The following is a 13,458-nucleotide window of genomic DNA, read 5'->3' on the forward strand; positions in this document are numbered from 1 at the left end:
CGACCAGCGGGTCGACGGTGGGGCCGCGTCAGGCGTGCTCGTCGACCGACCGCGAGGCCGTGAGGGTCAGCGCGCCACAGGCGGCGACGATGCCGACGACCACGGCGAGGACGGCGCAGGTGACGCGCTCGCCGGCGAAGAACGACGCGACCAGGTCGGCGCCCCACGTGCCGGCGGGCAGGGTCGCCGTCACGAGGGCCGCCACCAGCGTGCCCACGACCGCGGTGCCCACGCTCGTGCCGACCTCCTGCGCGGTGTCGTTGAGCGCCGCGCCGACCGAGGTCCGGTTGCCCGGCATCGCGCTGACGAGGGCGACCGCGCAGATGGTCATCACGGTCCGTAGGCCGACGGTGAGGGTGACGTGGAAGGCCGCGATGACCGGGTAGCCGTGGCCCACGCCCCCGGCCAGGCCAGGCCCGGCCAGGCCAGGCCAGGCCAGCGAGCAGGGCGGCGCCCACCAGGCAGGCGACCCGGTGGCCGTACCGCCTGCCGAGCGCCTCGGAGACGGGCGTCGCGGCGATCATCGTGACGATCATGGGTAGGTTCGCGAGGCCGGCCCGGACCGGGCTCCACCCGTAGGCGTGCTGGAAGTGCAGGATCAGGCCGAACGTCACCCCGGCCATGGCGATGGACGTCCCGATCTGGGCGAGGGCCGCGCCCCGGACGGTGCGCATCCGCAGGCCTCGTCGTCGAAGAGCCGGAAGACCAGCGGATTGGTGATGGGCGCCATGGCGGCGGCCGCGACGCCGAGCGCGGCGCGAGCTCGACCCCGAGCGGTTCCCCTTCTTGCACTACGTCGTCGACGAGTTCGCCGTGCACGTCGACAAGGAGCAGTTCCGGGTGGGGCTCGACCTGCTCCTCGCGGGCCTGCGGCTGCAGGCCGGGGGCTGACGAGCAGCTCGTCCTGCCGGTAATTCCCGGTACACGGCCCCTTCCTGAAAAGGGCGCGGTGCGCCGCGGCCTCCGTCCGTGCCGCTGGTCGTGGCCGCGGCACTCCGGGGGACGACCAGGCAAGATCGTGCAGATCCGGATGCGGGCGACGTTCCATCACGGTTTGGCGTCGGCCCCAACCAATCCGTTGACGGGGCCTATGCCGCCGCTTACGTTGCCCGCGCCGTTCCGGAAGTTCTCGGAACGTCAAGCGGTCCTCCCCGGCTTCGCCGTGCCTCACGAGAAGAGCACCCATGAGACGACGCCCTCTGGCCGGGCTCGCCGTCGCCAGCACGCTGGCGACCCTGGCGCTCGCCGCCCCGCCCGCGGCCTCCGCCGCACCTCCCGCTCTCGCCTCCACCAGCTTCGAGACCGGCACCGACGGGTGGGGCCCGCGCGGCTCCGCGCAGGTCGCCATCACCGGCTCGCTCGCGCGGACGGGCGCCCAGAGCCTGCAGGTGACCGGGCGTACCGCCAACTGGAACGGCCCGGCGTTCAACGCGCTCGGGCTGCTGAAGCCGAACGTCACCTACACCATCGGCGCGTACGTCCGCCTCACGCCGGGCGCCGGCTCGGACACGGTCAGCCTCACCGTCCAGCGCGACCACGGCGGCACCAGCAGCTACGACTCGGTCGCCAACCAGGTGACCGTGACGGACAGCGCCTGGACCTACGTCGGCGGCGCGTACACCTTCACGAACTCGGACAACACCGGGATCACCGCGTACTTCGAGAGCCTCAACGCGGCGCTCGAGTTCTACGTCGACGACGTCGCGATCCTCGGCGAGGAGCCGGCCACCGACCCCGGCGCCGGCGGGGTCGTCAACGGCGACTGCACGAACGGGTACGTGGCGCTCACCTACGACGACGGGCCGCGGGCCGGTGACACCACGGCGCTGCTGAACGTGCTCGCCGCCGCGAAGGCGCGGGCGACGTTCTTCGACGTCGGCACGAACGCGCAGGCCGACCCCGCGCTGGTGAAGGCCCAGCTCGACGGCGGCCACTGGGTCGCCAACCACAGCTGGACGCACCCGCACCTGCCGACGCTGACCGAGGCGCAGATGCGCGCCGAGCTCGCCCGGACGCAGGCGGCGATCACCGCCGCCGGGGCCCCGGCGCCGGTGCTCTTCCGCCCGCCGTACGGCGAGACCAACGCGACGCTGCAGGGCGTCGAGGCCTCGCTCGGGCTGAAGGAGGTCCTCTGGGACGTCGACTCCCAGGACTGGAACGGCGCGACCACCGCGCAGATCGTCGCCCGCGCCGCGACGCTGCAGGCTGGTCAGGTCATCCTCATGCACGACGGCTACGCCACGACGCGGGCCGCGCTCCCGCAGATCATCGCGGGCCTCAACAGCCGCGGCCTCTGCCCCGGCATGATCTCGCCGACGACCGGCCGGGCCGTCGCACCGGGTGCGGTCGACACCCCGACCAACCCCGGCGGTGGCGCCGTCACGCTGGCCGGCGGCTTCGAGGACGGGACCGCGCAGGGCTGGGGCCCGCGCGGCCCGGTGACGACGGCGGTCACGACCGCGGCGGCTCGCACGGGCACGCAGAGCCTGCTCACCACGGGCCGGGCACAGGACTGGAACGGCCCGGTGCTCGACGTGACGAAGGCGGTCGCCGTCGGCTCGGACACCGACGTCTCGCTCTGGCTGCGGCTCGCGCCCGGCACGCCGCGCACGACGCTGCGGGTGACCGTGCAGCGCACGAAGGGCAGCGCCACGAGCTACGACACCGTCGGCACGGTCGACGTGACCGCGGAGGGCTGGACGCGCTTCAACCAGAAGTACCAGCTCCGTGGCGACGCGGACTCGGCGCTGCTCTACGTCGAGGGCCCGGTCGGGGTCAGCTTCCACCTGGACGACTTCGCCATCAGCAAGGCCGCTCCGATCGCGATCCAGAAGGACATCCCGTCGCTCAAGGACGTGCTGCCCTTCCAGCGCGTCGGCGTGGCCATGGACACGCGCGAGACCGCGGGCGCGCCCGGGCAGCTGGTGCTCAAGCACTTCGACGCCATCACCCCGGAGAACGCGCTGAAGCCGGACCAGATCGAGCCCGTCGAGGGCCAGTTCAACTGGTCGACGATGGACCGGCTGCTCGACTTCGCCGACCGCAACAACCTGACGATCTACGGCCACGTCATGGTCTGGCACGACCAGACCCCGGCCTGGATGTTCACCCACCCGACCGAGCGCGGCGCCAACGGCGGGCTCCGCCCGCTCACGAACAGCCCGGCGGACCAGGCGATCCTGCTGCAGCGCATGGAGAGCCACATCAAGGGGATCCGCGACCACCTGCTCGCGCGCTACCCCGACGGCAACTGGCCGATCTGGGCCTTCGACGCCGTGAACGAGGTCGTGAACGACGGGCCGGGCAACGTCGACGGGCTGCGGGAGAGCCGGTGGTACCAGGTGCTCGGTGAGCAGTTCATCGACCACGCCTTCCGCATCACCGACGAGTACTTCCCGAACCAGAAGCTGTTCATCAACGACTACGACACCGAGCTGCCCGGCAAGAACGACCGCTACTACGCGCTCGTCAACCGGCTGCTCGCGCGCAACGTGCCGATCGATGGGGTCAGCTTCCAGACGCACCTGTTCCTCGACCGGCCGGTCAGCCTCGTCGAGCGCCAGCTGGAGCGCTTCTCCGAGCTCCCGCTGACGATGGCGATCAGCGAGCTCGACGTCAGCACGTCGGAGTCGCGCGCGGAGTCGCTGCCCGCGCCCACGGCCGAGCGTGACATCCGTGCCGGGTACTACTACCGCGACCTGTTCGACGTGCTGCGCGCGTACTCCAGCCGGATCGAGTCCGTCACCTTCTGGGGGCCGTACGACTCACGAAGCTGGCTTCGTACGTGGCCGGTCAACCGTCCGCAGGAGTCGCCGCTCCCGTTCGACGACAAGCTGCAGGCCAAGCAGCAGTACTGGGGCATCGTCGACCCGTCGAAGCTCGGCGCGCTGCACCAGACGACGACGGCGTCGGCCGGGCTCGTCGCGGTCGACGGGAACGTCGACGTCCAGTGGCGGTCCCGCCCGCTCACGCAGGCGGTCGAGGTCGACCTCAACACGCCGACCTTCGACCTGCGGTGGCGCCGGGACAAGCTGTACGCCCTCGTGGACGTCACCGACGCCACGAACGACGCGGCCGACACGGTCGAGGTCTTCGTGGGGGACCAGCGCCGCGTCGTCACGCGGGACGGCGGCCGCACGAACGGCTACTACCCGACGGTGGTCGAGCAGACGGCGACGGGCTACCGGGCCGAGGTCGCGCTGCCGCTCGCTGCAGAGCCGGTGGCGGGCTCGTCGATCCCGTTCGACGTCCGGGTGACCGACACGGCGCTGGACTGGCAGTGGTCGTGGAACGACCTCACCGGCAGCACCACTGCCGGTGCGGCCGGCCACGGGACGCTGACGTTCATCCCGGGAATCGCCACCACGGACGTGCCGAAGGCGCCACGCAAGCCGGTGATCGACGGCACGCAGGACGCGGCGTGGGGAAACGCGGCGATCGTGCGCACCGAGGTTCTGGTGTCCGGTGACGCCAAGGGCGCGACGGCCAAGGCCCGGCTGATGTGGGACGCGGAGAACCTCTACGTCCTCGCCGACGTCAAGGACCGCGACACCGACGCGGGCTCGGCCAACGCGTACGAGCAGGACTCGCTGGAGATCTTCCTCGACCGGGACAACGCCAAGTCCCCAGCGCTGCAGGACGACGACGCGCAGTACCGCATCAGCTTCGACAACCGCGCCTCGACCACCGGGCCGGCCGCGGTGCAGGGGACGCTGACCAGCGCGACGACGTACAAGGGCAGCAGCTACACCGTCGAGGCCGCGATCTCCATCAGGAGCCTGTCGCCGGCCGTGGGCAAGCTGCTCGGGCTCGACCTGCAGGTCAACGACGCGACGGCCGGGAAGCGCACCTCGGTCTTCACGTGGAGCGACCCGACGGGGAACTCCTATCAGGACGCCTCCCGCTGGGGCACGGTCCGCCTGGTCGGCTGACCTCCTGCTGGTGACCCGGGGCCCGGTGACGCGCGCAGCGTCGCCGGGCCCCGGCGCGTCCGGGCCGCGCGCTCAGGGGCGGACGTCCGCCGGCCCGCGGTGGACGGGGTAGCCGGCGTCGACCCACGCCTCGACGCCGCCGGCCAGGTCGGTCGCACGGTGCAGGCCGACCGCCCGCAGCGAGGCGACGGCCAGGCTGGAGCTGTAGCCGTGGCGACAGACCACGACCACCTGCAGGTCGGGGCCGGTCGCCTCCGGGACCCGCCAGGGGCAGGTCGGGTCGAGGCGCCACTCCAGCACCGTCCGGTCGATGACGACCGCGCCGGGGAACTCGCCCTGCTCGACCCGGTGGGCGGGCGTGCGGGTGTCGACGACGAGGGCGCCGGCCGCCTGTGCGGCGGCCACCTCGGGCGGCGACAGCCGGACGACCCCGGCCCGGGCAGCGGCCAGGACGTGCTCGATCCCCATGGCGCCCAGTGTGCCGGGGCGGCTCGCGTGACGTCCCGCACCGTGCTCCCGCGAATCCCGGGCCGCGAGGTGAACAGAACTGGTTGTGCTCACGCCCGGTCTGTGGAGATAGTTGCCCGCCGTTAACGAAGGTCGCCCCAGGAGGTTCCGTGAAGGCCGGAAGACTGCGCCGCTCCAGACACATTCTCGTCCTGCTCGCCCTGCCCGTGGTCGCCGCCACCGCACCGGTCGCGGCCGGCGCGAGCCCGGCGGCCGGGCCGGCCGTGACGTCGCCCGCGAGCGCGGTCGTCACCGCGCCGGAGGACCCGGACGTGGTGGCCGTGGTCGTGCCCAACGACACCGCGGTCCACATGCTCGTGAGCCTCGGCTTCGACGTGACCGAGTACAAGAAGCCGGTCGACAAGGGCTTCGAGCTGCACGTCGTCGCGACCGATGCCGAGCAGCAGGAGCTCAAGGCGCACGGCTTCGCGGTCGGGCGCACCGTGTTCAGCAGCGCGCAGCTGGAGGAGGTCGCCGAGGAGCGCGCCGAGACGGTGCAGAAGCTCGCGGCCGCCGATGCCGCTGTGGACGCGGACACCCTGACCGTCCTGCGCGCCGAGTGGTTCACCAGCGTCGGCGGGCAGACGTACCTCTCCACGGAGCTGCGCTCGTCGCTGGGCGCCGACTCGACCACCGTCGTGACCGCCACCTGGGACGGCGGCTCCGCGACCCTGAGCCGCTTCGTCGACGCCGGCGTCTACATGTACCACCGCACCGCGAGCCCGGTGCCGATCGACGAGGTGCCCTCCACCGTCACCTTCACCAGCAGCAAGGGCGGCACCGTCACCGCGCCGGTGAAGAAGTGGCTCGGCAAGGCGCCGACCGACCCGAGCGGGCAGCTCGTCAGCGGGTTCGTGGACCACTACATGGACCCGACCGAGCTGACCAAGCGCATCGAGTCGCTCGCGGCGGAGTTCCCGCAGCTCGCCTCGATCGTGGAGCTGCCCCACAAGACCAACGGCTACCGCCGCAAGGCGCAGCTCACGGTGGGCACGGTCGCCGCGTCCGCGTTCTACGTCACCTCCAAGGCGTGGGGCCACGAGGGCGGCAACAACCTCACCCTCACCCTTGTGGCGCCCTCGGCCGCGGACAGCCCGCTGTCGGTCTCCGTCGCCGGCAACGACGTCACGGTCAGCCTCACGACCAACGGCTCGGGCGCGGCCACCAGCACCGCGGCCCAGGTCGTCGCCGCGATCAACGCGTCGGCCCCCGCCTCGGCGCTGCTGACGGCGACGCCGTACCGCACCTCGACCGGCGCCGGCGTCGTGGCGCCGCTCGCGCGCACCTCGCTGAGCGACAACCTCAAGGCGCCGGCGAGCGTCTCGCGCGACCCGTTCACGGTGAAGGCGATCCGCATCGGCAAGACGCGTGACGGCAGCAAGACCGGTGTCTTCGCGAACGCCCAGGAGCACGCCCGCGAGTGGGTCACCCCGCTGGTGGCGATCGAGACCGCGGAGCGGCTGCTGCGCAACTACGCGACCGACCCCGCGACCCGGCGCCTCGTCGACGACCTCGACATCTTCATCATGCCGACGACGAACCCCGACGGCGGCCACTACTCGATGTACGACAACAACGCCCAGCGCAAGAACATGACCAACTACTGCGACCCGGCGCAGTCGGACCCCGGCTACCGCAACAACTGGGGCGTCGACATCAACCGCAACTTCTCCGTCGGCTCGGCCTTCGACGGCTACAACGGGGCCTCCACCCCGACGACGTCCGCGACCGCGTGCCGCAGCGACACGTTCGCCGGCCCGGCCGAGCTCTCCGAGCCCGAGTCGCGCAACGAGGTCTGGCTCACCCAGCAGTTCCCGAACATCAAGTTCGCCATGAACATCCACAGCTACGGCGGCTACTTCATGTGGCCTCCGGGGGCGTACAAGACCGCGGGCCGCGAGTCGCTGCCGCGCCCGACGTACGGCGAGGAGTCGTACTTCTGGCAGACGGCCGACTCGGTCCTGTCGCGGGTGCAGGACTACCGCGGCACGGCGACCTGGCCTGGCCGCACCGGCCCCGTCATCGACGTGCTCTACTCGGCCGCCGGCAACTCCGCGGACGAGCACTGGTACAACCGCGGGATCTACGGCTTCGACTTCGAGGTCGGGGCGGACCTGTGGAACCCGACCACCAAGCGCTGGGAGGCCGTCGGCTTCCAGCCCCCGTTCGCCGAGGGGTACGCGGAGTCGCAGGAGTTCGCCGGGGGCCTGATCGGCCTGCTCGGCGTCGCCCGCGAGTACGAGCTCGACGACACGAAGCCCGACTCGTGGGTCACGGTGAAGGCTCGCACGGCCACGTCGACGACGTTCACCATCGAGACGTCCGAGCCGGCGACGGTCTACTACACCCTCGACGGCAGCAAGCCGACCACGGCGTCGGCGAAGCTGCAGAACGCTGCGCTGCGCGAGGGGGCGGAGTCGTTCACCGTCTCCAACGACACGGTCGTCAACTTCTTCGCCGTCGACGCCCCGGGCAACGTGGAGAACGGGTACGACGCGGCCGCGGCCGCGGGGTACGAGTCGTGGAAGGTCACCGCGGGCGGGACGACGTACGACGACGTCGCGGCGACGATCGCGATGTACCGCGCGGCGGACCGGATGTCCGCAGCCAAGGCGGCCTCGTTCACGGAGCGGCTGCTGCGGGCGAAGGCCGAGGCGGCGCGGGGCAGCGAGGTGCGCCCGATCGGCTACCTCGACCAGTTCATCGCCCGGGTCGAGAACCAGCTCAGGAACGACCCGATCGCCCGTGACGCCCTCGTGAAGGCGGCGCAGCAGCTTCTCGACCAGCTGCAGGCGGCCGAGGACGAGGAGGCCGGGACGGCGGCGAGGCCCGCCGCCTGACCGCCCCACCCGTTGGACGAAGGCGCCCCTCCCGCAGCCTGTCGCGGGAGGGGCGCCTGCTTGCCGTCCGGGGGTCGGGGGTCAGGCCTCCCGGCGGGCGCCCTGTGAGGGTGCCGCGGGCAGCAGGCCGGGCTCGGCGTACCCGGCCGCGGTGAAGGCCTTGGTGACCGCGGCCCCGACCGCGTCCACCTCGGTGTCACGGACGAGCGCGATCGCGCAGCCACCGAACCCCCCGCCGGTCATCCGCGCGCCGACCGCCCCCGCGGCCATCGCGGCGTCGACGGCGACGTCCAGCTCCGGGCTGCTCACCTCGAAGTCGTCGCGCAGCGAGACGTGCGACGCGACCATCAGCCGGCCCACCTCGGCCAGGTCGTCGCGGCGCAGCGCGGCGACGGTGTCCAGGACGCGGGCGTTCTCGGTGACGATGTGCTTCGCGCGCCTGCGGGCCACCTCGGTCGAGACCTTCTCCAGCGCGGCCTGCAGCCCGTCGAGGTCGACGTCGCGCAGCATCGGCACGCCGATCTCCCGCGCCGCCTGCTCGCACTGCTCCCGGCGCTCGCGGTAGCCGCCCGTCTCGTGCGCGTGGCTCACCTTGGTGTCGATGACGAGAAGGCGGACGCCCAGCGCCGGGGCGTCCAGCGGGACCTGCTCCACCTCCCGCGTCCGGTTGTCCAGGAAGAGGGCGTGCCCCTGGGTGCAGAGCATCGACGCCATCTGGTCCATGCCCCCGGTCGGCGCACCCACGAAGTCGTTCTCGGCCTTCTGCGCGAGCCGGGCCAGCTCGGCCCGCTCCAGGCCGAGGGCGTACAGGCTGTCGACCGCGACGCCCACCGCGCACTCGAGCGCGGCGGACGAGGAGAGCCCGGACCCCAGCGGCACCTGGCCGTCGATGACGAGCGAGAGCCCGCCGACCTCGTGCCCGGCCTGCTGCATGGCCCACACGACGCCCGCCGCGTAGCGCGCCCAGCCGCCGCTGCCGCCGGGCGCCAGCGAGCCCACGTCGAACCGCACCGGCTCCTCGGCCTGCAGCGACTCGACGAGGAGCACCCCGTCGTCGCGCCGCCCGGCTGCGACCCACGTCGACTGCTCGAGGGCGAACGGCAGCACGAAGCCGTCGTTGTAGTCGGTGTGCTCACCGATGAGGTTGACGCGGCCGGGCGCGGCCCACACCCCTTCGGCTTCGGTGTTGTGCGCTTTGCTGAAGCGAGCTGCCGCCTTGGTAACGCTCACAGCGCGACTCCCCGCAGTGCCGCGGCCTGCGCCTCCGGCGGCACGTCGTTGACGAACGCCCACATCACGGACTCCGAGCCCGCGAGGTACTTGAGCTTGCCGGGGGCCCGGCGGATCGAGTGCAGCGTCAGGTGCAGGTAGGACAGGTCGCGGTCCGCGCGCACCGGCGCCTGGTGCCAGCCGGCGATGTAGGGCGTCGGCGTGTCGTAGAGCCCGTCGAACCGGCGCAGCAGCTCGAGGTAGATCCCCGGGAAGTCGTCGCGCTGCGCGTCGCTCAGCGACGGCAGGTCCACGACCCGCTCCTTGGGGTAGAGGTGGACCTCCAGCGGCCAGCGCGCCGCCGCGGGCACGAACGCCGCCCAGTGCCTGGACTCGGCGACGACGCGCGTCCCCTCCTCGAGCTCGGCGGCGAGCACGTCGGCGAAGAGGTTGCGGAAGGTACGGCGCGAGTAGCGGCGGGCCGAGTCCAGGGCCTGCCGCGAGCGCGGGGTGACGAACGGGTACGCGTACACCTGCCCGTGCGGGTGCGACAGCGTGACGCCGATCTCCTCACCGCGGTTCTCGAAGCAGAAGACCTGCTCCACGTGGGGCAGCGCGGACAGCGCCAGCGTCCGGTCGACCCACGCCTCGAGCACCGTGCGCACCCGCTCCGGGGACAGCTGGGCGAAGGAGGTGTCGTGGTCGGAGGTGAACAGCACCACCTCGCACCGGCCGAACGCCGGGTGCCGCGGCACCAGGCCCCCGTCGAGGGGGCTGACGTCGCCGGGGGCCGCAGCCTGGGCGAAGGACGGCGACTTGTTCTCGAAGACGACGACGTCGTAGTCGGGGGAGGGGACCTCGGACTGGCGGCCGTCCCGGGACGGGCAGAGCGGGCACTCGTCCCGCGGGGGGAGGAAGGCCCGCCCCTGGCGCTGCCCGGCCACGGCTACCCACTCGTCGAGGACCGCGTCGTAACGCACCTCCGACGTGGGGGCCCCGGGCTCCATGTGGCGAGGGTCGACCAGCACGCGCTGTGCGTCGTCGCTCTCGTCGAAGTAGATGATCTCCCGCCCATCGGCTAGGTGGGCATGGGTCTTCTTCACGACGCTCCTCTGGCGGTGCTGCTCGACGTGCTCTCACCGGTGGCCGGGTCGACGAGCAGGAGCTCGCCGACGTTGTCCGTGAGCACCGTCCGGGCGTGGCGCGGGAGGCCCACGTCGGACACCACGGTGCTCGCGTCCGCGAGCCGGGCGAACCGGCTCAGCCCCACGGTTCCCCATTTCGTGGAGTCAGCCACCACGACGAGCCGACGGGCTGAGTCGACCATGGCCCGGTTGGTCTCGGCCTCCTGCAGGTTCGGGGTGGTGTAGCCGGCGTGCTCGTCCATCCCGTGCACGCCGAGGAAGACGATGTCGACGTGCAGCGAGTGCAGCGCCGAGATCGCGACGGCGCCGACGAGCGCGTCGGAGGGGGTGCGTACGCCGCCGGTGAGGATCACGGTCCGGTCGGGCCGCTCGCTCTGGCGCAGGACGTCCGCCACGGGCACCGAGTTGGTCACGACGGTGAGCCCGGGGACGCCGGACAGGTGGCGGGCGAGCGCCCATGTCGTCGTGCCCGCGCTGATCGCGACCGCCGAGCCCGGCTCGACGAGCTGCGCCGCGGCGCGCCCGATGGCCTCCTTCTCCGGCTGCTGCAGCCCGGACTTGGCCGCGAACCCGGGCTCGTCCGTGGCGCGCCCGCCGGGCCGGGTGGCCCCGCCGTGCACCTTGTCCACGAGGCCGCGGCGCGCCAGCACCTCGAGGTCACGACGGATGGTCATGTCCGAGACGCCGAGGATGCGGACGAGGTCGCTGACGCGCACCCCGCCCGTGGCCTCGAGCTGCTCGAGGATGAGCGCTTGACGCTGGGGGGCGAGCACGAGCTCAGCTCCTCGCCCGCGTGTCGGCGGTGGTAGTGCGCGCGGTCATGACCGGCAGCGTGCCGTAGGTGGGGCAGGAAGTCAACAGGATCGAACATCTCTGCTGTGCGTCTGACCCGACGATTTGGCGCGGAGGCGTGGTCCGAGCAGTCGCGGGCCTGCTTGATTGTGTTGAGCTACGTTCAGGTCGGTTGGGCTATTCGCGGGTCTGTGTGCCGCGCCTGATCGCATCGCGCCGACGCCGGCAGAACCAGATGCCGAAGACCCCGAGGCCGACGCCGGCCAGGCAGGTCCACAGCCACCACCCGTCCCCGGACTCGTCCAGCCGCCCCTTGAAGGGGAGCAGCACGAGGAAGGCGAGCGCCCAGACGCCCGTGAGGGCGGTGACCACCCCGACGCCGTCGACGTCCAGCGGCTCCAGGTCGGCACGGCGGGCGTCGTCCACTCTGTCACCCTAGGGCGCCGTAGCAGGCTGCGCGCCACCCGCCACCGTCGTCGGGCAGCTTCCACTTCTCGGCAGGAGGACCTCTGCATGGCCAGCTTCCCCTCGGCCCCCGGCGGGACGAGAGCGCCCGGCGGGCCGGCCGCGCTCGACCGGTACTTCTCGATCACGGCCCGGGGCTCGACCTGGCAGCGCGAGGTACGCGGCGGCCTGGCGACGTTCTTCACGATGGCCTACATCGTGGTCCTCAACCCGCTGATCCTCGGCACGGTCGCGGACGCGGACGGCTCCCTCATCGGCGGGGCCGGGGACATCGGCAGCGCCACGTCCATGGTCGCCGCCGCGACCGCCCTGGTCGCGGGCATCGCGACGCTGCTCATGGGCATCGTGGGGCGCTACCCGTTCGCGCTCGCGACCGGGCTCGGGCTCAACGCCTTCGTCGCGTTCTCGGTCGCCTCGGACATGAGCTGGGCCGACGCCATGGGCCTGGTCGTCATCGAGGGCATCATCATCACGCTCCTCGTGCTGACCGGCTTCCGCACGGCGGTCTTCCACGCGATCCCCGCGCAGCTCAAGACGGCGATCGGCGTCGGCATCGGGCTGTTCATCGCGCTCATCGGCTTCGTCGACGCCGGCTTCATCCGCGGCCAGGCCTCCAGCCCGCCGCTCCAGCTCGGCATCGGCGGGAACCTGCAGGGCTGGCCGACCGCCGTCTTCGTCATCGGCCTGCTGCTGACCTTCGTCCTGGTGGCCCGCCGCGTGAAGGGCGCGATCCTGCTCGGCATCGTGGTGACCACCGTCCTCGCGATCCTGGTCGAGGCCGTCGGCGGCCTCGGTGCCCGCGACCCGGAGGCCAACCCGACGGGGTGGAGCCTGGTCGTCCCGGAGTGGCCGGGGGACATCGCAGGCCTGCCGGACCTCGGGCTGCTCGGCGACTTCACCCTGCTCGGCTCGTTCGACCGCATCGGCGTCGTCGCGGCGGTCCTGCTGGTCTTCACCCTGATGCTGGCCGACTTCTTCGACACGATGGGCACCGTCGTGGGCGTCGGCGCCGAGGGTGACCTGCTCGACGAGAAGGGCGACCTGCCCGGCCTGGAGCGCGTGCTGCTCGTCGACAGCATCGCCGCCGTCGGCGGCGGCGCCGCGTCGACCTCCTCGGCCACCACGTACGTCGAGTCCGCCGCCGGTGTGGGGGAGGGCGCGCGTACCGGCCTCGCGTCGGTCGTGACGGGCGTGCTGTTCCTGCTGGCGATGTTCTTCACGCCGCTGGTGCAGGTCGTGCCCTTCGAGGCCGCGACGCCCGCGCTCGTGGTCGTCGGCTTCCTCATGCTGACGCAGATCAAGGCCATCGACTTCAGCGACTACAGCATCGGCATCCCGGCCTTCCTCACGATCAGCGTCATGCCGTTCACCTACTCGATCTCCAACGGCATCGGCGCCGGCTTCGTCTCGTACGTCGTGATCAAGCTGGTCTCGGGCCGGGCGCGCGACGTGCACCCGCTGCTGTGGGTCGTCTCGGCGCTGTTCGTCGTCTACTTCGCGATCGTGCCGGTCGAGGAGCTGCTCGGCGTGCGGTGAGCCGGCCGCTGACACGCCGAAGGGGCACCCGGC

8 protein-coding genes and 2 pseudogenes are annotated in these 13,458 nt (G+C 72.2%); 4 read left to right on the forward strand and 6 right to left on the reverse strand.

Annotated features, from left to right (window positions below; genetic code table 11):
• Positions 1–28: 28 nt before the first annotated feature.
• Positions 29–671: pseudogene (locus G9H72_RS23475) on the reverse strand (MFS transporter); the annotation flags it as partial.
• An 85-nt stretch (positions 672–756) separates the two neighbouring features.
• On the opposite strand from G9H72_RS23475, the pseudogene G9H72_RS23480 reads away from it, so the two are divergent.
• Both G9H72_RS23480 and G9H72_RS16705 read left to right on the forward strand, forming a co-directional pair.
• Positions 757–891: pseudogene (locus G9H72_RS23480) on the forward strand (TetR/AcrR family transcriptional regulator); the annotation flags it as partial.
• 293 nt (positions 892–1,184) lie between these two features.
• Positions 1,185–4,931 carry an endo-1,4-beta-xylanase gene (locus G9H72_RS16705; protein WP_166173167.1) on the forward strand — a complete coding sequence of 1,249 codons (3,747 nt, stop codon included), beginning with the start codon at positions 1,185–1,187 and terminating at the stop codon, positions 4,929–4,931.
• Between the two features lie 72 nt (positions 4,932–5,003).
• On the opposite strand, the gene G9H72_RS16710 is transcribed toward G9H72_RS16705, so the two are convergent.
• Complete coding sequence (locus G9H72_RS16710) at positions 5,004–5,399, reverse strand: rhodanese-like domain-containing protein (RefSeq protein WP_166173168.1); 396 nt, start codon at positions 5,397–5,399, stop codon at positions 5,004–5,006.
• Between the two features lie 149 nt (positions 5,400–5,548).
• On the opposite strand from G9H72_RS16710, the gene G9H72_RS16715 reads away from it, so the two are divergent.
• The gene (locus G9H72_RS16715; RefSeq protein ID WP_166173169.1) at positions 5,549–8,278 is read left to right on the forward strand and encodes a M14 family zinc carboxypeptidase; all 2,730 of its coding nucleotides are present in this window, start codon (positions 5,549–5,551) and stop codon (positions 8,276–8,278) included.
• An 81-nt stretch (positions 8,279–8,359) separates the two neighbouring features.
• Here the strand turns inward: G9H72_RS16715 and galK are convergent, their stop codons facing one another.
• The 4 genes from galK to G9H72_RS16735 all read right to left on the reverse strand — a co-directional run bounded on the left by galK (position 8,360) and on the right by G9H72_RS16735 (position 11,850).
• Positions 8,360–9,508 (reverse strand): galactokinase, encoded by a 1,149-nt coding sequence (gene galK / locus G9H72_RS16720; RefSeq protein ID WP_166173170.1) that lies wholly within the window; start codon positions 9,506–9,508, stop codon positions 8,360–8,362.
• Entirely contained in the window at positions 9,505–10,590 is a 1,086-nt protein-coding gene (gene galT, locus G9H72_RS16725; RefSeq protein WP_166173171.1) for a galactose-1-phosphate uridylyltransferase, read from the reverse strand. The genes galK and galT overlap by 4 nt, the downstream gene beginning before the upstream one ends.
• A complete protein-coding gene (locus G9H72_RS16730) occupies positions 10,587–11,405 on the reverse strand; it encodes a DeoR/GlpR family DNA-binding transcription regulator (RefSeq protein WP_166173172.1) in 819 nt (272 codons plus the stop codon). Before G9H72_RS16730 ends, galT begins: the two co-directional genes overlap by 4 nt.
• A 196-nt stretch (positions 11,406–11,601) precedes the next feature.
• On the reverse strand, positions 11,602–11,850 hold the full coding sequence (locus G9H72_RS16735; RefSeq protein ID WP_331272373.1) for a DUF2530 domain-containing protein: 249 nt from the start codon (positions 11,848–11,850) through the stop codon (positions 11,602–11,604).
• An 87-nt stretch (positions 11,851–11,937) separates the two neighbouring features.
• Here G9H72_RS16735 and G9H72_RS16740 point away from each other — a divergent pair, with 87 nt between their 5' ends.
• Complete coding sequence (locus tag G9H72_RS16740; RefSeq protein WP_166173174.1) at positions 11,938–13,425, forward strand: NCS2 family permease; 1,488 nt, start codon at positions 11,938–11,940, stop codon at positions 13,423–13,425.
• Positions 13,426–13,458 lie beyond the last annotated feature (33 nt).

It is taken from the genome of Motilibacter aurantiacus, from assembly GCF_011250645.1.
GTDB lineage: Bacteria > Actinomycetota > Actinomycetes > Motilibacterales > Motilibacteraceae > Motilibacter_A > Motilibacter_A aurantiacus.

Coding starts and splice junctions, on each gene's coding strand:
- G9H72_RS16705 (WP_166173167.1), top strand. CDS start 1,185: ATGAGACGACGCCCTCTGGCCGGGCTCGCCGTCGCCAGCACGCTGGCG.
- G9H72_RS16710 (WP_166173168.1), bottom strand. CDS start 5,399: ATGGGGATCGAGCACGTCCTGGCCGCTGCCCGGGCCGGGGTCGTCCGG.
- G9H72_RS16740 (WP_166173174.1), top strand. CDS start 11,938: ATGGCCAGCTTCCCCTCGGCCCCCGGCGGGACGAGAGCGCCCGGCGGG.